Raw genomic sequence first — 19,056 nt, 5'->3', positions numbered from 1 at the left:
TTATGAAAGGTTTGAGAATGTACGTTGAACTGGTTTACGACAAACGAAACGTGGCGGGCCCTGCCGGGCGCGAACGAGAAAATCCTTGCTGAGCTCACCCGCCGGATGCAATCTCTTTTTCCCGAGGCCGAAGTCAGAGTGAAGCCAATGCAGGCCAACGCCGTTAACAGCGACTGCACCAAAAGCGAAAAGGAAAGGATCAACCGCCTGATTGAAGAGATGTTCGACGAAGCGGACTTCTGGCTGGTTACCGAGGAATAATAATGAGAAAAACAACGATAGTGCTGATTCTGGTGGCCATCGTGGTCTGGCTGGCAAGCCAGCAGGGCTGGATTTGAAGCGAAAAAGAGGGGAAATGGTGCCGACTACCGGAATCGAACTGGTGACCTACTGATTACAAGTCAGTTGCTCTACCTACTGAGCTAAGTCGGCACTGGCGCGCATATTACACATCCCCCTCAGGCGATGCAATTCCCCCTGCTACCGTTCGGTTAAAAATTCAACCGCCTGATATTCATCGGTTCTTTTTGAGCGCAGGGTGACCGTATTTTTGCGCCAGGCCGTGCGGCTATCCCTTCTTTATAAAGCCGCGCAGTTCAGAAAAGCGTCTGTTTATTGATTTAATTCTGCCTTTGCCGCAGACAGCTCATCCTTCGCCTCCTCCAGCTTATGCGCTTTTTTCTTGATTTTATCAGCACGCCCGGACGCCTGCGCCTCGGCCAGCTCCTGCTCGCGCTCGGCAACTTTTTGCTCTTTTTTGCGTATATCGGCCTCACGTTCCAGCCTTAAAGAGGCATCGGTACAGTTGGCTACCACTTCTGCATAGGCTTTCTCAAGCCCGGCAACGCGATGAGTATTGTCGTGAGTTTTTGCGTAAGCAATTTCCTGCTGGATATTGTACTTCTTTGCCTCGCATCCTTTCAGCTCTGCTTGCGCTAAGGCCGAAAACGCCGGGGCCGAAGACAGAAGGAATACGGCGATGATTTTTTTAGTAAACATAAAGCTCCCTGAATAAATAATGACGGCAGGCCGTCAGGTCCGGGTACAGCGTAACGCTGAGATCTTAATTTTTTCTTAATTCCGGAAAAAATAGCGGGTGGCGCAAGGCTTCATCAGACATCTCCATTAGCCTTCGGGCAGGGGCCTGCCGGGCTGGCCCTTTATTTTTATCAACCGCTCGCGGCCAGCTTTGCTGCAAATATCATGAAGACGCCGCCGGTCGCCATAATGAATATTCATGACCAAAGCGTGCCGATAAGGACATGAAGGAATTAAAAGAAGACAGTATGAAGCGCATAACATTAAAACGGGTAACCACTTCATTTTTTGGTTAAATACAATACAAAAATATGAGTGGAATCGCAGGTTAAGGTTTTGGCGTAGAGGATATCTTTCACGATCGGTTGCTTTTATGTTCTTTGCCAATACAAACTAATGCAGAATAATGCATCGCGATGCTGGTGAAGACGTTACTGAGTTCGTTGTGTGCCCCCCAGACTTCTCTGTACAGAAAATATATAGGGCTAATCTGCGGGCACCGGGCACTGCCTTACATCCTGATTTTATCCAGACGTTATACTGCTGCTAATTTCATTTTATTTGGCGTACCCCGCCAGGGCGCCATCTTTCATTACCGCAACCTTTCCTGACTTATTGTAAACAATAAAAGTATACAGACCCTGCGAATATGTTGTGGCTTCAGCTGTCGTTTCATCCTGAGCCGCCGGTTTACCATCGACGGTAACGATGCCGGATTTATCGCGTTTGATCGTCATACCATTATAATGCTTTGTAAAAGCCGTAACCTTTTTTGCGGACTGAGCATGTTGTGGATACTGAGCCCGGGCATTTTCCAGCGCCTGTTTTTCTGCGGCACTATTGATAGAAGCCGCTCTGTTTTGCTCTGAGAGGTAGCAGGTATCGCGGCTGATACCCTGCGCTTCACAGTCTGCCATTCTGGATGCCTGACTGGAACAGCCCGCCAGAGTAAATACCCCTAAAGCGGCAATTATCAATTTTTTCATATAAACCTCAGTGCTAAATTTATTTTTAAATAAATGGCCTGCTATTCAAAGCCGCTGGCAATATCCTCTATGAGGCTGAATGATAAATTGATTAATGTCAAAATAGCCCTGAAACAAATCCAGGAATGGTCTGTAATAACTATTTGAAAACCAAAGGCGATTTTTTTTTGCTCTGCCTGTATGAAAATATAGCTATCACAAGGGCTCGGCACAGAAAATTTTGGAGAGAGGCTTTGATAACCGCTCGAAAACGAATAATAAAAAACGGGAGCACATGGCTCCCGTTCTCACACAACCAGAAAGTCTGATTACATGTTTTCGATAATAGCGTCGCCAAACTCTGAGCATTTCAGCAGCTTAGCGCCGTCCATCAGGCGTTCGAAATCGTAGGTTACGGTTTTGGCGTTGATGGCGCCTTCCATACCTTTCACGATCAGGTCTGCCGCTTCGAACCATTCCATATGACGCAGCATCATTTCCGCGGACAGGATGATGGAACCCGGGTTCACTTTGTCCTGGCCTGCGTATTTTGGCGCGGTGCCGTGGGTGGCTTCGAACAGCGCGCATTCGTCGCCGATGTTCGCGCCCGGGGCGATACCGATACCGCCAACCTGGGCTGCCAGGGCGTCGGAGATGTAGTCGCCGTTCAGGTTCATACAGGCGATAACGTCGTATTCAGCCGGACGCAGCAGGATCTGCTGCAGGAACGCATCGGCGATCACGTCTTTAACAACGATTTCTTTGCCGGTATTCGGGTTTTTGATTTTCACCCATGGGCCGCCGTCGATTAGCTCGCCGCCAAACTCTTCACGCGCCAGCTGGTAACCCCAGTCTTTGAAAGCGCCTTCGGTGAATTTCATGATGTTGCCTTTGTGCACCAGGGTGACGGAATCACGGTCGTTGGTGATTGCGTATTCGATGGCCGCACGAACCAGGCGTTTGGTGCCTTCTTCGGAGCAAGGCTTGATGCCAATCCCGCAATGCTCAGGGAAACGAATTTTCGTCACCTTCATTTCATCGCGCAGGAATTTAATGACTTTTTCAGCTTCAGCGCTGTCTGCTTTCCACTCGATGCCCGCATAGATGTCTTCTGAGTTTTCACGGAAGATAACCATGTTGGTCAGCTCAGGGTGTTTTACCGGGCTTGGCGTGCCCGCGTAGTAACGTACCGGACGCAGGCAAACGTACAGGTCAAGCTGCTGGCGCAGCGCAACGTTCAAAGAACGAATACCGCCACCGACCGGGGTAGTCAGCGGGCCTTTGATGGCAACGCGGTAGTCACGAATCAGGTCCAGAGTTTCTTCTGGCAGCCAGACGTCCTGGCCGTACAGTTGGGTAGATTTTTCGCCGGTATAGATTTCCATCCAGGAAATTTTCCGCTCGCCGTTATAGGCTTTTTGCACGGCGGCATCCACCACTTTAATCATGGCAGGCGTCACATCCACACCGATACCATCACCTTCAATGAAAGGAATGATTGGGTTGTGAGGAACGTTCAGTTTGCCATCTTGCAGGGTGATCTTTTTACCTTCCGCCGGAACAACTACTTTGCTTTCCATTAACCTCTCCTTCGAGCGCTTCTGTTTGTTAATGATTTGTAATATGCGTGTCAATACTACTTGAATATCAGGCCCGCGCCAATCACTGGTGATTTCCGTTATAATGCGTGAATACCTGACGTCTGAAAACACTATGAATAAAACTTCTATTAGAAATCACTCAGTTAAACGATTCAGCACAAGGCAAGCGGCCAAAAAACCGCGCCCGCAGGGACCGAAGCGGCTGGTTATCTTCAATAAACCCTATGATGTGCTGCCGCAGTTCACGGATGAAGCGGGACGCAGCACGCTGAAAGATTACATCCCGTTACAAGGAATATATGCCGCCGGGCGTTTAGACCGGGACAGCGAAGGGCTACTGGTGCTCACCAACGACGGCGCGTTGCAGGCGCGGCTAACGCAGCCGGGCAAACGAACCGGCAAGATTTACTACGTGCAGGTAGAAGGCGCGCCGGCTGAAGAAGCCCTGGCTGCGCTGCGCTGCGGCGTGACGCTTAACGATGGCCCCACCCTGCCCGCAGGCGTTGAGCTTGTGCTGGAGCCGGAGTGGCTGTGGCCGCGCAATCCCCCCATTCGTGAACGCAAAGCGATTCCCACCAGCTGGCTTAAAATCACCTTATATGAAGGACGTAACCGCCAGGTCCGCCGCATGACGGCGCACGTGGGCCACCCTACGCTGCGTCTGATTCGCTATGCGATGGGGGACTTTACGCTGGACGGTCTCGATAACGGTCAATGGCGGGAGCTCCCGCAGGAGGAAAGCAAATGAAACGACTCCTTTTAACGCTCGCGTTACTGAGCCCGCTTGCCGCCGGCGCGGCAAGCTTTGACTGCCAGAAGGCCAGAGCGGCGGATGAAAAAGCCATCTGCGCCCATCTTTCCCTGAACGATAAAGATGTGGAAATGAGCACCAAATACCAGTTTCTGAAGGGGCTGCTGGCGATGGGAGGCCGCGGCGCCATTCAGGATGCCCAGCAAAGCTGGCTCAAAACACGCCGGCAGTGCGGCGGCAACGTGACCTGCCTGACAAAAGCCTACGATCGGCGCCTGCAACAGCTGGATGCGATGTATGACAACATTAACAAGCCGCTTTAAAGGATCCCCATGTTTAAACCGCACGTGACCGTCGCCTGCGTCGTGCAGGCGCAGGAGAAGTTTTTAATCGTTGAAGAGACCATTAACGGCAAAGCCCTGTGGAACCAGCCTGCCGGGCACCTTGAGGCTGATGAAACGCTGCTGCAGGCCGCCAGCCGCGAGCTGTACGAAGAGACCGGCATACGTGCCGTTCCGCAAACTTTTATCCGTATGCACCAGTGGATAGCCCCGGACAGCACGCCCTTCCTGCGCTTTCTGTTTGCCATCGATTTACCCGAACAGCTGCCGACGCAGCCCCACGACAGCGATATCGACCGCTGTTTATGGCTGGATGCGCAACAAATTGTTAACGCAGGGAATTTACGCTCGCCGCTGGTCGCCGAGAGCATCCGCTGCTACCAGCGAGCCGAACGTTATCCGCTCAGCGTGCTCGGCGCGTTTAACTGGCCCTTTACTTAAGGGTGCCAGGCCTGGGGATGCGTGATAGAATACGCCGCCTTTAAGTTCAATGTCGTGAGTACTCCATGTCTGATAACAGCCAGAAAAAAGTGATCGTCGGGATGTCCGGCGGTGTTGATTCCTCCGTTTCTGCTTACCTGCTGCAACAGCAGGGCTACAAGGTAGAAGGCCTGTTCATGAAGAACTGGGAAGAGGATGACGGCGAGGAGTACTGCACCGCGGCCGCCGATCTGGCGGATGCGCAGGCCGTCTGCGACAAGCTCGGCATTGAACTGCACACCGTTAACTTTGCCGCCGAGTACTGGGACAACGTCTTTGAACACTTCCTGGAAGAGTATAAAGCGGGCCGCACGCCAAACCCGGATATCCTGTGCAACAAAGAAATCAAATTTAAAGCCTTCCTCGAATTCGCCGCAGAAGATTTAGGCGCCGATTACATCGCCACCGGCCACTACGTCAGGCGCGCTGACGTGGACGGCAAAAGCCGGCTGCTGCGCGGGCTGGACGGCAATAAAGACCAGAGCTACTTCCTCTACACGCTCGGCCATGAGCAGATTGCCCAAAGCCTGTTCCCGGTCGGCGAATTAGAAAAACCAGAGGTGCGCCGCATCGCCGAAGAGCTGGATCTCATCACCGCGAAGAAAAAAGATTCCACCGGTATCTGTTTTATCGGCGAGCGCAAATTCCGCGAATTCCTGGGCCGTTACCTGCCCGCGCAGCCGGGCAAAATTGTGACCGTCGACGGCGAAGCCATTGGCGAGCACCAGGGCCTGATGTACCACACCCTTGGCCAGCGTAAGGGCCTTGGCATCGGCGGCACCAAAGAAGGCAGCGAAGATCCGTGGTACGTCGTGGATAAAGACGTTGAGAACAATATTCTGGTTGTAGCCCAGGGGCATGACCATCCGCGCCTGATGTCCGTCGGCCTGATTGCGCAGCAGCTGCACTGGGTCGATCGCGAAACGCTGAGCGCCCCGCTGCGCTGCACGGTAAAAACGCGCTACCGCCAGACGGATATTCCCTGCACCCTCACCCCGCTGGACGCCGACCGCATTGAAGTGCGCTTCGAAGAGCCGGTTGCGGCGGTCACGCCAGGCCAGTCCGCGGTCTTTTACAGCGGTGAAATATGCCTGGGCGGCGGTATTATCGAGCAGCGTTTGCCGCTCATCGACTAATTTGCGGACAAGGACGAAACACTGTGGCTAAGAATTACTTCGACATTACTCTCGCGCTGGCGGGCATCTGCCAGTCCGCCCGTCTGGTTCAGCAGCTTGCGCATCAGGGGCACTGCGATTCCGACGCGCTGCATGTCGCGCTCAATAGTGTTATCGATCTTAATCCCGGCTCCACCCTCGGCGTGTTCGGCGGCAGCGAAGCTAACCTGAAGCTGGGGCTGGAAACGCTGCTGGGCGTGCTCAACGCCAGCAACCGCCAGGGCCTGAACGCCGAGCTTACGCGCTATACCTTAAGCCTGATGGTGCTGGAGCGTAAGCTGCACGCAAGCTCTGGCGCCATGGACACGCTCGGCTCGCGTATCGCCGGCCTGCAGCGCCAGCTGGAACATTTCGATCTGGAATCCGATACCCTGCTCAGCGCGATGGCCGCTATTTATGTTGACGTGATAAGCCCGCTGGGGCCGCGTATTCAGGTCACGGGCTCCCCTGCTGTTTTACAAAGCCCGCAGGTGCAAAGCAAAGTTCGCGCCTCGCTGCTGGCCGGCATTCGTGCCGCCGTGCTGTGGCAGCAGGTCGGCGGTGGCCGCCTGCAGCTGATGTTTTCCCGTAATCGCCTGTGCACGCAGGCAAAACAAATTCTTGCTCATTGTTAACCTCTTTCGGAGTTGTCACTTATGGAATTATCCTCACTGACCGCCGTTTCCCCCGTAGATGGACGCTACGGCGATAAAGTCAGCGCTCTGCGCGCCATTTTCAGCGAGTTCGGTTTGCTGAAATTTCGCGTACAGGTAGAAGTACGCTGGCTGCAAAAACTAGCCGCGCACGCAGCGATCAGAGAAGTTCCTGCTTTTGACGCAGACGCAAACGGTTACCTTGATAAGATCGTCGCGCAGTTCAGTGAAGAAGACGCCGCGCGCATCAAGACCATTGAGCGCACCACCAACCACGACGTCAAAGCCGTTGAGTATTTCCTTAAGGAAAAGGTTGAATCCGTACCTGCGCTGCACGCGGTGTCTGAATTTATTCACTTCGCCTGCACCTCCGAAGACATCAACAACCTTTCCCACGCGCTGATGCTGGAAACGGCCCGCAAAGAGGTGGTGCTGCCGTACTGGCGCAAAATTATCGATGCGGTAAAAGACCTGTCGGTGCAGTATCGCGATATCCCGCTGCTTTCCCGTACCCACGGCCAGCCGGCCACGCCATCTACCATGGGTAAAGAGATGGCGAACGTGGCCCTACCGCATGGAGCGCCAGTTCCGCCAGCTGGAAAAGGTGGAAATCCTCGGCAAAATCAACGGCGCGGTCGGCAACTATAACGCCCACATCGCCGCCTACCCGGAAGTGGACTGGCACCAGTTCAGCGAGGAGTTCGTCACCTCCCTGGGCATCCAGTGGAACCCGTACACCACGCAGATTGAGCCGCACGACTATATCGCCGAGCTGTTTGACTGCGTGGCGCGCTTCAACACCATCCTGATCGACTTCGATCGCGACGTGTGGGGCTACATTGCGCTCAACCACTTCAAGCAGAAAACCATCGCGGGCGAAATCGGCTCTTCCACCATGCCGCACAAGGTTAACCCGATCGACTTCGAAAACTCCGAGGGCAACCTTGGCCTGTCCAACGCCATGCTGCAACACCTGGCGAGCAAGCTGCCGGTTTCCCGCTGGCAGCGCGACCTGACCGACTCCACCGTGCTGCGTAACCTCGGCGTGGGCATCGGCTACGCGCTGATTGCCTATCAGTCCACCCTGAAAGGCGTGAGCAAGCTGGAAGTGAACCGCGACCGCCTGCTGGACGAGCTGGATCACAACTGGGAAGTGCTGGCGGAGCCGATTCAGACCGTGATGCGCCGCTACGGCATCGAGAAGCCGTACGAGAAGCTCAAAGAGCTGACCCGCGGCAAGCGCGTGGATGCCGAAGGCATGAAGCAGTTTATCGACGGCCTGGAACTGCCGGAAGAAGAAAAAACCCGTCTGAAGGCGATGACGCCGGCTAACTATATCGGCCGCGCCATCACTATGGTTGACGAACTGAAGTAATAACATCGCCCTCTCCCGCTGCGGGAGGGGGCGTTGCTGTTTCCCGCCTGACTATGCCGCCCTTCGCAGGGATTTACTGGTATACAATTGATACAACGTCAATCAGGGGAAAGAACGATGAAACGCTATCTCGACTGCAGCGCCTCCGACCTTGCGAATATCACCAAAGCCGATTTGCTCCACTCGCTTCGCGCCAGCGAAGGCCGCGTGCTGGTCAGCGAAACCATCGCCATCACCCAGCCCTTGCTCAATAACATCACCAACGCCGAACTGGCTGCCAGCCAGGGCGCCGATATTCTTCTGCTGAACCTGTTTGATGCGGTGCAGCCCCGCGTTGAAGGACTTCCCGCCGGTATCGCGCCGGAAGAGACGCTACGGGAGCTGCAGCGCCTGACCGGGCGGGTCATCGGCGCGAACCTTGAAGCCGTCGATCCGGACTTTGCCTCCGATCATGATGAATTCTGGCAGATGACCGCCGGGCGAGCCGCCACGCCGGAAAACGCGCGCAGGCTCTACGATCTCGGCGCACGAATTGTCGTTCTGACCGGCAATCCCAATAACGGCATCAGCAACCAGGCCATCGCCCGTTCGCTTAAGCAAATCCATGATGAAGTCGGTGACAGGCTGGTACTGGTAGCCGGGAAAATGCACGGCGCGGGCATCGTGCGCGAAAGCGGCAGCCAGCTGATAAGCGAGGAGGACATCGCCCTCTTTGTTGCGAACGGAGCCGATATTGTTCTGCTTCCGGCACCGGGCACCATTCCGGGCATGACGCAGGAAAAGGTCGCCTCGTTGATTACCTTTACCCAACGGCAGGGCGCGCTGGCGATGACCGCCATCGGCACCTCGCAGGAGGGCGCCGATGTGCAGACCATCCGGCAAATCGCGCTGATGAGCAAAATGGCCGGCGCCGACCTTCACCATATCGGCGATACCGGTTTTACGGGCATCGCCCTGCCGGAGAATATTTTTGCCTACAGCGTGGCAATCCGCGGCGTACGCCACACCTATTCCCGCATCGCCCGTTCGGTTAACCGTTAACACTTACAGGCAGCTGTTTATTCGGGGTTTATCACCCGTCGCCGATAATTAGCGTTAAACTATCAGCGACTTTTTCAGATTGGGGAAATGCGATGCGCGTTCTGGTTGTGGAAGATAATGCCCTGTTACGTCACCACTTAACGGTGCAGCTGCGCGAAACCGGCCACCAGGTCGATGCCGCTGAGGACGCCAAAGAGGCCGATTACTTCTTAAATGAGCACACGCCGGATATTGCCATTGTCGATCTCGGCCTGCCCGATGAAGACGGCATGAGCCTGATCCGCCGCTGGCGCAGCCACGACGTCACCATTCCCGTGCTGGTCTTAACCGCCCGCGAGGGCTGGCAGGATAAAGTCGAGGTGCTTGGCGCCGGGGCCGATGACTACGTGACGAAACCCTTCCATCTCGAAGAGGTGATTGCGCGCATGCAGGCGCTGATGCGCCGCAACAGCGGGCTTGCCTCGCAGCTGATTTCCCTGCCGCCCTTCCAGGTGGACCTGTCCCGCCGGGAACTCTCCATTAACGACACGCTCATCAAGCTCACCGCTTTTGAATACACGATAATGGAAACCCTGATCCGCAACGCCGGCAAGGTGGTGAGCAAAGATTCGCTGATGCTGCAGCTCTACCCCGATGCGGAGCTGCGCGAAAGCCACACCATCGACGTGCTGATGGGCCGCCTGCGCAAGAAAATTCAGGCGCAGCATCCCCACGAAGTGATAACCACCGTCCGGGGCCAGGGTTACCGTTTCGACCTGCGCTGATGATGACATTCCTGCGCCGCTTCTTCCCGCTTTCGCTACGGGTACGCTTTTTACTCGCCACCGCCGCCGTGGTGATGGTGCTCTCCCTCGCCTACGGCCTGGTGGCGCTGGTGGGCTACAGCGTCAGCTTTGACAAAACCACCTTTCGCCTGCTGCGCGGGGAAAGCAACCTGTTCTACACCCTCGCCACCCGCGTCGACGGCAAAATCAGGGTCGAAATCCCGGAAAACTTAAACCTGCAAAGCCCGACGATGGCGCTGATTTACGACGAGCATGGCAACCTGCTGTGGACGCAGCGGGACGTGCCGCAAATCAGGCAGCAGATTAAAAAAGAGTGGCTTGGCGCAAACGGCTTTCATGAGCTGGAGGCGAACTTCGACACCAGCAGCGCCCTGCTGGGCAACGATCGCTCGTTGCAGGCGGAGCTGAAGGGCATTCACGAGGATGACGAAGAAAACGCGATGACGCACTCGGTGGCGGTGAATCAGTATCCGGCCACCGCCAGGATGCCGGCGCTGACCATCGTGGTGGTCGATACCATCCCCATCGAACTGAAACGTTCTTATATGGTGTGGAGCTGGTTTATCTACGTGCTGCTCGCCAACCTGCTGCTGGTCATCCCGCTGCTGTGGGTCGCCGCCTGGTGGAGCCTGCGCCCTATCGAGGCGCTGGCAAAAGAAGTGCGCGAGCTGGAAAAGCACGACCGCGACAGCCTTAACCCGGAAACCACCCGCGAGCTGAAAAGCCTGGTGCTTAACCTGAACCGCCTGCTGCGCACGGAGCGCGAGCGCTACGATAAGTACCGCACGACGCTGACCGACCTGACCCACAGCCTGAAAACGCCGCTGGCGGTGCTGCAAACCACCCTGCGCTCCCTGCGCACGCAAAAGCTGAACGTGGAGGAAGCCGAACCGGTGATGCTTGAGCAGATCAGCCGCATCTCGCAGCAGATCGGATACTACCTGCATCGCGCCAGCATGCGCGGAAACAGCGCCCTGCTAAGCCGCGAGCTGCATTCGGTCGCCCCTTTGCTGGACAACCTCTGTTCGGCGCTCAACAAGGTTTACCAGCGTAAGGGCGTCAATATCACCCTTGACGTCTCGCCGGAGATAACCTTTATCGGCGAGAAAAATGACTTTATGGAGGTGATGGGCAACGTGCTGGATAACGCCTGTAAATACTGTCTGGAGTTCGTGGAGATTTCCGCCTCCCAGCTCGACGACACCCTGCATCTGTACGTTGAGGACGACGGTCCGGGCATTCCCGAAAGCAAGCGGGCGATCGTTTTTGACCGCGGACAACGGGTCGATACCCTGCGGCCGGGCCAGGGCGTCGGCCCTCTCCGTGGCGCGGGAAATCGTCGGCCAGTACGACGGTGAGATCCTTCCGGGCGCCAGCGAACTGGGCGGCGTGCGCATGGAGGTGATTTTTGCGCGCCAGCGTCCGGACAGCGAAGAAGATTGAAAATACTCCCGTAAACGACCGCCCCATCCGTTATAATCCGGACAGGTTCCTCCACCTGCCGGATAACAAAAATGGAATATACCCTGGATTTAAACTGGCCCGATTTTATCGAACGCTACTGGCAAAAACGCCCGGTGGTGTTAAAACGCGGCTTTAAAAACTTTATCGACCCCATCTCCCCGGATGAACTGGCAGGCCTTGCCATGGAAAACGAGGTAGACAGCCGCCTGGTGAGCCACCAGGACGGCAAATGGCAAGTCAGCCACGGTCCATTCCAGAGCTACGATCATTTAAGCGAGAACAACTGGTCCCTGCTGGTGCAGGCGGTTAACCACTGGCACGAGCAGAGCGCCAGCCTGATGCGTCCGTTCCGCGCCCTGCCCGACTGGCGTACCGACGACCTGATGATCTCTTTCTCGGTGCCCGGCGGCGGCGTTGGCCCGCATCTGGATCAGTACGACGTGTTTATCATTCAGGGTATTGGTCGCCGTCGCTGGCGCGTGGGCGAAAAGTTGCCGATGAAGCAGCACTGCCCGCATCCAGATCTGCTGCAGGTCGAGCCGTTTGAAGGCATTATCGATGAAGAGCTGGAGCCGGGCGATATTCTCTATATTCCGCCGGGTTTCCCGCACGAAGGCTATTCGCTGGAAAACTCGATGAACTACTCCGTCGGGTTCCGTGCGCCAAGCGGCCGCGAGCTGATCAGCGGTTTCGCCGATTACGTGCTGCAGCGCGAGCTGGGCAGCCATCGCTATACCGATCCGGACGTGCCGTCCCGCCAGAACCCGGCGGATATCCTGCCGGAAGAGCTGGATAAGCTGCGCGGGATGATGCTGGAACTGGTTAATCAGCCCGAGCATTTCAAAGCCTGGTTTGGCGAATTTATTACCCAGTCGCGCCACGAGCTGGACGTGGCGCCGCCGGAGCCGCCTTATCAGCCGGATGAAATCTACGACGCCATCAAGCAGGGCGACTCGCTGACCCGCCTCGGCGGACTGCGCGTGCTGCGCATCGCCGATGAGGTGTATGTCAACGGTGAGAAGATCGACAGCCCGCACCGTCCGGCCGTTGAAGCGCTGGCAAGCCATCTGAAACTTGACGCGCAGACCTTTGGCGACGCCCTGGAAGACCCGTCCTTCCTGGCGATGCTCGCAGCGCTGGTAAACAGCGGCTACTGGTACTTCGAAGGTTAATGCCTCTCGCCCGCCTTCTCAGCAGAAGCTACCTGCTGGCTGAGAAGGCGGGGACCTCAGATGATTAATGGCTACCCGATACGGCTGCGCCATTTAATATCGCAAGCCCGGTCGGGGTGTGGATAAAGCGCGGCGCTTTTAAATCCTCATCCAGCATGGCCAGCATTTCACCCAGCAATAAGGGAACCTGCCTGAGCCTGGGCCTTTATTCAGCCGCAGCCTGGTCGTTGCCCCGCGGCTTATAAGGCTTTTTTGTGAGCGCTCGGCGCGCATCCCATCTGACGACGATACATGTCTGAAAAAGCTCCGGGGTTCGTCGGGTACATAAATTTGCCGGCGCTGGCTCTTCTTGTCGCCGGCTCATGCTCAGGGATCCGCTCAGGCGCCCCGCTGTTAAGCATTATTCCGGATGTTGTGCACGCGAGGGCATACATTACCTTGTTAATTATGATGTTTGTCATAATGTTAGCCGCGTAGAAGTAAAAGATGTCCGGCCCTTCGCAAAACGCCTCTGGCAAGGCTCGTCTATAATCAGTACTCCAGATCTGGCAGGAGAAGAGCCTATGTTTGAGGGATTTACGCACCAGGAAATCACGCTCTCTGAAGCAGTGCTTAACGTGCGTTATGGCGGTAACGGCCCGCCGGTTCTGCTGCTGCATGGCCATCCCCGTACTCATGCGACCTGGTCGAAGGTGGCTCCCGAGCTTGCTAAATCATTTACTGTCGTCTGCCCTGACTTACGTGGTTTTGGCCGCTCATCTAAACCTGCCGACTTGCCTGAGCACGCGGGCTCCTCTAAAAGGGCTAAGGCAAAAGATTGCATTGAGTTGATGAGTCAGCTTGGCTTTGACCGGTTTGCGCTTGTCGGACACGACAGAGGAAGCTACACGGCCTACAGGGCCGCCCTTGATTATCCGGATCGAATCACACGCCTTGCCGTACTGGATTCTGTTCCCATCCTTGAGGCGCTCAACCGCTGTAACGAAAAGTTTGCCCGACAGTGGTATCACTGGTTCTTCTTTGCCCAGCCGGAAAAGCCGGAGCGGGCCATTCTGGCTGACCCGGACAAATGGTATGGGGGCCAGCCGGACACCATGGGAGACGAGGAATACCAGGAGTTCAGGCGGGCCATACACGATCCGGCAACCGTACACGGAATGATTGAAGACTATCGCGCCGGGCTGGCTATAGATAAACAGCACGAGCTGCAGGACCGTCAGCTCGGGCGCGTAATCGCATGTCCGACGCTCTGCTTATGGTCAAAATATGACGATCTGGAAGAGATATACGGCGACATTCCTGGCATCTGGAAAAGCTGGGCGCCGGACGTTCGCGGCAAACCAATCCACAGCGGTCACCATATGGCTGAAGAGGCGCCAGAAGAACTTACGGCCGCACTGCGGCAATTTCTGTTACAGAGCAGTTAGCGACCGGATTAACCACTGGAATTCACGCGGATTTATCAAAGCATCATCGTTGCACTAAATTTTAAGCCACTAGAAAAACTCCATTTTTTCATAGGGATGCTTCATACAATCTCTAAGGCGGCTATCCAGATCGCCATCATGTATTTCCAGCTTGTGCCCATCGGGATCCAGGAAATAGATAGATTTTCCTTCACTCTTATTGGTTTTCCACTCGGTAACGCCCGATGATTTCAGATGAGTGGCAAACGCATCGAAGTCTTCGCTACGGATGCTGAATGCGTAGTGAGTGTAATCCTCATGAGAAGCAACAGCATCAGCGGAAAGACATAACCACAGGTTACCTGAAGAAAGATAAGCCCCGCTGGCCCATTTTGCCTTAGGTATAAAACCAAGTATGTTGACGTAAAAATTAAAGCTTTTTGAAATATCACTTACAGCGATTGTTATGTGATTCAGCCCGTTAAGCATGCAAAGCCCCTTCAACAGGACGCAGGTGATGACACGTTATCATAAGAGTACTTTTTAACGTGAGTCGGAGGCGTTCGCTTTCTTCTGCCTGCTGCTCCATTCCCGCCGGATGTCTTCCAGACCCTCACGGTAAGTCGTGACGGAGAAATCCGGGAAGCGATGCTTAAACTTTGCCGATTCGAACAGGTTGTCATGTTCATACCGCGGCAGCAGCTCACGCATCTCACGGGCTCCCTGCGAAAAAAGACCGGCGAAGGTCAACGCCAGCTTGCTGACGACGCTGTACTCCGCGTCTTTTCCGAAGACTTCACAGGCGAGAGAAACAAACTGCCTGTAGGTAAGGCGATCGTCACAGCAGGGCAGATGCCAGCTCTGCCCGCAGGCATCCGCAGTATTACCGAGCACAGCAAGGGCACGGCTGGCGTCAGGCGTCCAGATGAGCGTACGAAGTTTATCGTCACGCACCGGGACACGCGGCCGCTTGTCGGCCTTCAGTTTGTCGATGATAAACGCGTTGGTGAAACTCTGCGTCTTCCCCGGCCCATAGAACTCCGGCGCGCGGCCGATAATGACCGGAATGGCCTCCCGCCTCATCTCTTCAAGCACCATGTTGGTCATCAGTTCGCGTACTTTTCCTTTCCGCCCCCGGGGAGCGAAGCGCGTTTCTTCCGTTTGTGGATTGTCGTTCTGCGGATACATATAGGTATTGTCAAAATAGACAAAGCGGGCTTGCGCCGTGCGGGCTGCATCAAGCGCATTTTTCAGCATCGTCGGAAACTGTTGCTCCCACAGCGCCGAATCCGCGGGCAACCCCGCGGCAAAATAGACAATGCTGCTCCCTTTTACCGCATTCAGCGTTTGTTCCGCATCAAGCAGATTTGCCGCTACGGTAACATCGCTGTCGTTTACCTTTCGCGGGCTGCGGCTTACCAGTCTCAGGTCATCGGTGTAGGAGCGTTTCAGCTCTCGGGCAAGCTCTTGGGCAATCTGGCCGTTGGCCCCCAGAATCGTTTGCATTTCAGTTCCTCGCTTTTATTCGATAATGCAAGAGTTACGCTGCGGCGTGCGGCGCAGACAGCGGGCGTCTGAAAAGTATAAGATTAAAGTTAACTTTAAGGTCAAGAGAGCGGGTAAAGGCTATGAGAATTGGAGAGCTGGCAAAAGCCACGGGGATTACGCCCTCACGTATTCGCTTTTACGAAGCGCAGGGTCTGCTCGCCCCGGCCGCGCGTCAGACAAACGGTTACCGAAATTATTCTGCGGAAGCGGCAGGCCTGCTGAAAATTATCGCTAACGCGCAGCGGGCGGGCTTTTCACTTGAGCAAATTCGCCGCTTTCTGCCGCAGCGACAGAAAAAGTGGGATCACGAGGGGCTGATTGAGTCGCTGAAAACGCGCGTCTCGGAGATCGAACAGATGCAAAAACAGCTGGAGGAGAGCAAGACCGAGCTGCTGAATCTGATCGCCAGCATTGCAAACCGACCGGATGGGATTTCCTGCGAGGAAAACATACGGCGGCTGACAGAACAGCTGGCTGTACATAACCAGCCGTCAGAATGAACCGCAATGGCCGTTTCAGCTATTACCGAGTGGCTTCGGCATGCAAGGCGGCCTGCACGGCAGGTCGCGCGTTAATACGGGTCATATAGGCCGACAGCGCGGGCCAGCCATCAAGGTCAATGGAGAAAAATTTGCACCAGCCCAGCACGGTGAACAAGTAGGCGTCAGCAACGCTGAAAGAAGCGCCCGTCAGATACTCCCGTCCGGCGAGCGTATCCTGAAGAAGGTCGAACCGCCTGAACAGCTTCTCACGAAAAATCGCTTTGACCTCCTCGGGCAGCGCGGCGTTGAACAACGGCGCCGAGCCTGCGTGTATTTCGCTGGTGATAAAGTTCAGCCACTCCTGCAGACGCACCCGCGTCCAGCTGTCCGCCCGCGGCGCCAGCCCGCTTTCCGGTTTGAGATCGGCCAGATACTGCACGATGGCCGGTCCTTCGGTCAGGATTTGCCCGTCGTCCAGCTCCAGCGCAGCGACATAGCCCTTGGGGTTAATGGTGCGGAAGTCGTGTCCATCGGCGGTCAGCCGGGTCTTGTTGTCCACTTTGACCAGCTCAAACTTCAGGTCGAGTTCGCGCAGCACGATGTGTGGCGACAGCGAGCAGGTATGAGGGGCGTAATACAGCTTCATAAAGTCTCCGGAAAGTTGAAAGTCAGTTGGGCGGCAGCTTGTCGGGCGCCGTAATACACTGTGCTTACGGCGGCGTTATCTGTAAAATTAATGTTCTAAATAACAGGTATTAGCTGAGCTACTGATAATCATGATGAACCTTCTGCACTGGCGCCTGCTGGTAGCCGTAGCCGATGCCGGCAATATCTCGCGGGCCGCCGACGCCGTGGGCATTACTCAGTCTGGCGCGAGCCAGGCTATCGCCCAGCTGGAAGCCTCACTTGGGTTTCAGGTGTTCACCCGTGAGCGGCGGCTTATCAGCGTTACGGCCCTTGGCGAGCAGGCGATCGGCCATGCGCGGGCTATGCTGGCGCAGCTGGATGAGATCCGTCGTCTGGCCGACGACAGCAGCGGCCTGAGCGGCGGGCGCATCCGTCTGGCCAGCTTTCCCTCGGTGATTTCGACGTTGTTGCCCGGACTGCTGTGGGACTTTCGGCGCCTGCATCCGGGTATCGAGCTGGTGGCGCTGGAAGGTACGGACGAGGAAGTGGAGGAGTGGCTGGCCGCGGATACCGTCGAGCTGGGCGTGGTGCTGAATCCTGCACCCGGCCGCGCGGAAGTGATACTGGGGCGGGACGCATGGGTAGCGGTGCTGCCAGCCAATCACGAGTCCGGAAGAGGTACAAGGGCGCGCGGCATCACGCTTGAGGAACTGGCGGACCAACCTTTTATTCTCGCCACCGGCGGCTGCGCGGTGAACGGAAACAGCCTGATGGAACAAGCAGGCCTGCAGCTGTCGGACATACGGGTGACGGTACGCGACTGGATCAGCGCCTGCATGCTGGTGCGCGAAGGCATGGGGGTGGCGCTTGTCCCCGAATCAACGCTGCCCGAGGATCGGCGCGGCCTGCACGTGGCGCCACTGATACCGGCTATCCACCGCGAGTTTGGTCTGGTTTGTTCGCCGGCCGGAAAGTCTTCTCGGGCGGCTCAGGCACTGCTTGCGGTACTGCGCAAAGGTGGGCGAGGCGCTTCCCGTTGAGCGCCACCCTGCCCGTCCTGTGGAAGCGGAAGAAATAAGGCTGGTTATGCGCGAGCAGCGGGCACTCGGTTCCAACTTGCGGCCGAGCAGCCGTGCTGACAATCTTTTAACTCCTCAATGTTGCCCAATATTCTTGTCCAGAAACTTACGAATGACAGGAATGATTTCTTCACCGTGGGTTTCGAGCGCGAAGTGTCCGGTATCATAGAAGTGAATATTTGCTTCGGGCAGGTCGCGGCTCCAGGCCTCGGCACCCGCGGGAAGGAAAAACGGATCGTTTTTTCCCCACACGGCCAGCAGAGGTGGCTGATGCTCACGGAAATACCGCTGGAAAGTGGGATACATCGCCACGTTCGAAGCGTAATCCAGTAACAAATCAAGCTGAATATCAGCATTGCCCGGCCGCAATATCCGCAGCCCCTCCAGCGTATACCCATCCGGTGAAACCAGGCTCGGATCGGTAACCCCCTCAAGGTATTGCCACTTAATAGAAGCTGGTGTGGGAAAGTCGAGCAGGCCATCCCTGTTTTGCTGAGTAGGTTCACGCCAGTACTTCTGAACAGGAGTCCAGCCCTCTCCCAGCCCTTCTTCATAGGCGTTGCCGTTCTGAGAAATGATGGCGGTTACCCGCTGCGGATGGGCTGTCGCCAGACGCCAGCCTACCGGGGCGCCGTAATCGTGAACCATGAGCGCGTAGGTATGAAGGCCGAGCTGTTCGGTGAACTGGCCAATCGTCTCCGCTATCTGGCTGAAGGTGTAGACATAGTCACCCCTTGCCGGGGCTTCGGTAAAACCGAATGCTGGCAAATCCGGGGCGATCACGTGGTAACGCCCGGTAAGGTGCGGAATAAGGTCGCGGAACATAAACGACGATGCGGCGAAGCCGTGAAGCAGCAGTATTGTGGGAGCATCGGGTCTGCCTGCCTCACGGTAAAACACCTTCACGTTATCAACCTGCTCGTAGCGGTAATGAACCAAAAAAGCCGAATCGGCAGATTGCCCGGCAGCACCCGGTAAGCAGACCGTACTTTCTGAAGCTGAGCCTGGATGAGAAGAAGTCATGACGGCACCCCTGTAACCTGTAAATTTTGAATTTGAAGGTTACGAGGAATTTTGGTAACCTGTCAATATTA

The 19,056-nt window shown here is 55.9% G+C and carries 18 protein-coding genes, 1 tRNA gene and 3 pseudogenes; 14 read left to right on the top strand and 8 right to left on the bottom strand.

Translation table 11 applies throughout. From position 1 onward, the window contains the following. Nucleotides 1-17: 17 nt before the first annotated feature. Nucleotides 18-261: pseudogene (locus WLO32_RS08690) on the top strand (DinI family protein). Between the two features lie 95 nt (nucleotides 262-356). Here the strand turns inward: WLO32_RS08690 and WLO32_RS08685 are convergent. The 4 genes from WLO32_RS08685 to icd all read right to left on the bottom strand — a co-directional run bounded on the left by WLO32_RS08685 (nucleotide 357) and on the right by icd (nucleotide 3,583). Then, a tRNA-Thr gene (locus WLO32_RS08685) sits at nucleotides 357-432 on the bottom strand. 180 nt (nucleotides 433-612) lie between these two features. After that, nucleotides 613-999 (bottom strand): DUF1090 domain-containing protein, encoded by a 387-nt coding sequence (locus WLO32_RS08680; protein ID WP_435947959.1) that lies wholly within the window; start codon nucleotides 997-999, stop codon nucleotides 613-615. A 596-nt stretch (nucleotides 1,000-1,595) separates the two neighbouring features. Further along, nucleotides 1,596-2,024, bottom strand: a complete 429-nt coding sequence (locus WLO32_RS08675; protein ID WP_435947958.1) for a hypothetical protein — start codon at nucleotides 2,022-2,024, stop codon at nucleotides 1,596-1,598. A 308-nt stretch (nucleotides 2,025-2,332) separates the two neighbouring features. Next, nucleotides 2,333-3,583, bottom strand: coding sequence for an NADP-dependent isocitrate dehydrogenase (icd, locus tag WLO32_RS08670; protein WP_121267863.1), 1,251 nt, complete (start codon nucleotides 3,581-3,583; stop codon nucleotides 2,333-2,335). Between the two features lie 103 nt (nucleotides 3,584-3,686). Between icd and rluE the strand changes: the two genes are divergently transcribed. From rluE to WLO32_RS08615, 11 genes and pseudogenes are all read left to right on the top strand, one after another. After that, nucleotides 3,687-4,352 (top strand): 23S rRNA pseudouridine(2457) synthase RluE, encoded by a 666-nt coding sequence (gene rluE / locus WLO32_RS08665; RefSeq protein WP_435947957.1) that lies wholly within the window; start codon nucleotides 3,687-3,689, stop codon nucleotides 4,350-4,352. Further along, nucleotides 4,349-4,678, top strand: a complete 330-nt coding sequence (locus tag WLO32_RS08660) for a lysozyme inhibitor LprI family protein (protein WP_435947956.1) — start codon at nucleotides 4,349-4,351, stop codon at nucleotides 4,676-4,678. The genes rluE and WLO32_RS08660 overlap by 4 nt, the downstream gene beginning before the upstream one ends. A gap of 9 nt (nucleotides 4,679-4,687) precedes the next feature. Next, entirely contained in the window at nucleotides 4,688-5,137 is a 450-nt protein-coding gene (locus tag WLO32_RS08655; protein WP_435947955.1) for an NUDIX hydrolase, read from the top strand. Nucleotides 5,138-5,202: 65 nt separating this feature from the next. After that, nucleotides 5,203-6,312, top strand: a complete 1,110-nt coding sequence (gene mnmA, locus WLO32_RS08650) for a tRNA 2-thiouridine(34) synthase MnmA (protein WP_435947954.1) — start codon at nucleotides 5,203-5,205, stop codon at nucleotides 6,310-6,312. Nucleotides 6,313-6,335: 23 nt separating this feature from the next. After that, nucleotides 6,336-6,965 (top strand): high frequency lysogenization protein HflD, encoded by a 630-nt coding sequence (gene hflD, locus WLO32_RS08645; protein ID WP_435947953.1) that lies wholly within the window; start codon nucleotides 6,336-6,338, stop codon nucleotides 6,963-6,965. Between the two features lie 21 nt (nucleotides 6,966-6,986). After that, nucleotides 6,987-8,358: pseudogene (gene purB, locus WLO32_RS08640) on the top strand (adenylosuccinate lyase). Nucleotides 8,359-8,475: 117 nt separating this feature from the next. Next, nucleotides 8,476-9,399, top strand: a complete 924-nt coding sequence (locus tag WLO32_RS08635) for a DUF7916 family protein (protein WP_435947952.1) — start codon at nucleotides 8,476-8,478, stop codon at nucleotides 9,397-9,399. Between the two features lie 92 nt (nucleotides 9,400-9,491). Continuing rightward, nucleotides 9,492-10,163, top strand: a complete 672-nt coding sequence (phoP, locus tag WLO32_RS08630; protein WP_121267855.1) for a two-component system response regulator PhoP — start codon at nucleotides 9,492-9,494, stop codon at nucleotides 10,161-10,163. Continuing rightward, nucleotides 10,163-11,627: pseudogene (gene phoQ, locus WLO32_RS08625) on the top strand (two-component system sensor histidine kinase PhoQ). The gene phoP and the pseudogene phoQ overlap by 1 nt, the downstream one beginning before the upstream one ends. A 71-nt stretch (nucleotides 11,628-11,698) precedes the next feature. Next, nucleotides 11,699-12,820: a JmjC domain-containing protein gene (locus WLO32_RS08620; protein ID WP_435947951.1), complete on the top strand. Its 1,122-nt coding sequence runs from the start codon at nucleotides 11,699-11,701 to the stop codon at nucleotides 12,818-12,820. 563 nt (nucleotides 12,821-13,383) lie between these two features. Beyond that, a complete protein-coding gene (locus tag WLO32_RS08615; RefSeq protein WP_435947950.1) occupies nucleotides 13,384-14,247 on the top strand; it encodes an alpha/beta hydrolase in 864 nt (287 codons plus the stop codon). 69 nt (nucleotides 14,248-14,316) lie between these two features. Here the strand turns inward: WLO32_RS08615 and fos are convergent, their stop codons facing one another. After that, the gene (gene fos / locus WLO32_RS08610) at nucleotides 14,317-14,715 is read right to left on the bottom strand and encodes a fosfomycin resistance glutathione transferase (protein WP_435947949.1); all 399 of its coding nucleotides are present in this window, start codon (nucleotides 14,713-14,715) and stop codon (nucleotides 14,317-14,319) included. A gap of 54 nt (nucleotides 14,716-14,769) precedes the next feature. Further along, nucleotides 14,770-15,732, bottom strand: a complete 963-nt coding sequence (locus WLO32_RS08605; RefSeq protein WP_435947948.1) for an NAD-dependent epimerase/dehydratase family protein — start codon at nucleotides 15,730-15,732, stop codon at nucleotides 14,770-14,772. Between the two features lie 122 nt (nucleotides 15,733-15,854). Here WLO32_RS08605 and WLO32_RS08600 point away from each other — a divergent pair, with 122 nt between their 5' ends. After that, on the top strand, nucleotides 15,855-16,274 hold the full coding sequence (locus tag WLO32_RS08600; RefSeq protein ID WP_435947947.1) for a MerR family transcriptional regulator: 420 nt from the start codon (nucleotides 15,855-15,857) through the stop codon (nucleotides 16,272-16,274). A 22-nt stretch (nucleotides 16,275-16,296) separates the two neighbouring features. Here WLO32_RS08600 and gstA read toward each other — a convergent pair whose 3' ends face one another. Next, the gene (gene gstA, locus WLO32_RS08595; protein ID WP_435947946.1) at nucleotides 16,297-16,902 is read right to left on the bottom strand and encodes a glutathione transferase GstA; all 606 of its coding nucleotides are present in this window, start codon (nucleotides 16,900-16,902) and stop codon (nucleotides 16,297-16,299) included. A gap of 130 nt (nucleotides 16,903-17,032) precedes the next feature. Here gstA and WLO32_RS08590 point away from each other — a divergent pair, with 130 nt between their 5' ends. Next, the gene (locus WLO32_RS08590; protein WP_435947945.1) at nucleotides 17,033-17,923 is read left to right on the top strand and encodes a LysR family transcriptional regulator; all 891 of its coding nucleotides are present in this window, start codon (nucleotides 17,033-17,035) and stop codon (nucleotides 17,921-17,923) included. Nucleotides 17,924-18,037: 114 nt separating this feature from the next. Here the strand turns inward: WLO32_RS08590 and WLO32_RS08585 are convergent, their stop codons facing one another. Then, entirely contained in the window at nucleotides 18,038-18,985 is a 948-nt protein-coding gene (locus tag WLO32_RS08585; protein WP_435947944.1) for an alpha/beta fold hydrolase, read from the bottom strand. Nucleotides 18,986-19,056 lie beyond the last annotated feature (71 nt).

Origin of the sequence: Dryocola mayonis (assembly GCF_051307045.1) — a bacterium.
In the GTDB taxonomy this organism is placed as follows: domain Bacteria; phylum Pseudomonadota; class Gammaproteobacteria; order Enterobacterales; family Enterobacteriaceae; genus Dryocola.
Note: the sequence above shows the minus strand (reverse complement) of the source record. Positions and strands in the feature narration are given on the sequence as shown.

Bases quoted from the DNA above. Each gene is read 5' to 3' on its own strand.
- WLO32_RS08615 (WP_435947950.1), top strand. From the start codon at position 13,384: ATGTTTGAGGGATTTACGCACCAGGAAATCACGCTCTCTGAAGCAGTG.
- WLO32_RS08660 (WP_435947956.1), top strand. From the start codon at position 4,349: ATGAAACGACTCCTTTTAACGCTCGCGTTACTGAGCCCGCTTGCCGCC.
- WLO32_RS08675 (WP_435947958.1), bottom strand. From the start codon at position 2,024: ATGAAAAAATTGATAATTGCCGCTTTAGGGGTATTTACTCTGGCGGGC.
- WLO32_RS08655 (WP_435947955.1), top strand. From the start codon at position 4,688: ATGTTTAAACCGCACGTGACCGTCGCCTGCGTCGTGCAGGCGCAGGAG.
- phoP (WP_121267855.1), top strand. From the start codon at position 9,492: ATGCGCGTTCTGGTTGTGGAAGATAATGCCCTGTTACGTCACCACTTA.
- WLO32_RS08605 (WP_435947948.1), bottom strand. From the start codon at position 15,732: ATGCAAACGATTCTGGGGGCCAACGGCCAGATTGCCCAAGAGCTTGCC.
- icd (WP_121267863.1), bottom strand. From the start codon at position 3,583: ATGGAAAGCAAAGTAGTTGTTCCGGCGGAAGGTAAAAAGATCACCCTG.
- WLO32_RS08590 (WP_435947945.1), top strand. From the start codon at position 17,033: ATGATGAACCTTCTGCACTGGCGCCTGCTGGTAGCCGTAGCCGATGCC.
- fos (WP_435947949.1), bottom strand. From the start codon at position 14,715: ATGCTTAACGGGCTGAATCACATAACAATCGCTGTAAGTGATATTTCA.
- mnmA (WP_435947954.1), top strand. From the start codon at position 5,203: ATGTCTGATAACAGCCAGAAAAAAGTGATCGTCGGGATGTCCGGCGGT.
- WLO32_RS08600 (WP_435947947.1), top strand. From the start codon at position 15,855: ATGAGAATTGGAGAGCTGGCAAAAGCCACGGGGATTACGCCCTCACGT.
- gstA (WP_435947946.1), bottom strand. From the start codon at position 16,902: ATGAAGCTGTATTACGCCCCTCATACCTGCTCGCTGTCGCCACACATC.
- WLO32_RS08620 (WP_435947951.1), top strand. From the start codon at position 11,699: ATGGAATATACCCTGGATTTAAACTGGCCCGATTTTATCGAACGCTAC.
- WLO32_RS08635 (WP_435947952.1), top strand. From the start codon at position 8,476: ATGAAACGCTATCTCGACTGCAGCGCCTCCGACCTTGCGAATATCACC.
- WLO32_RS08680 (WP_435947959.1), bottom strand. From the start codon at position 999: ATGTTTACTAAAAAAATCATCGCCGTATTCCTTCTGTCTTCGGCCCCG.
- rluE (WP_435947957.1), top strand. From the start codon at position 3,687: ATGCGTGAATACCTGACGTCTGAAAACACTATGAATAAAACTTCTATT.
- WLO32_RS08585 (WP_435947944.1), bottom strand. From the start codon at position 18,985: ATGACTTCTTCTCATCCAGGCTCAGCTTCAGAAAGTACGGTCTGCTTA.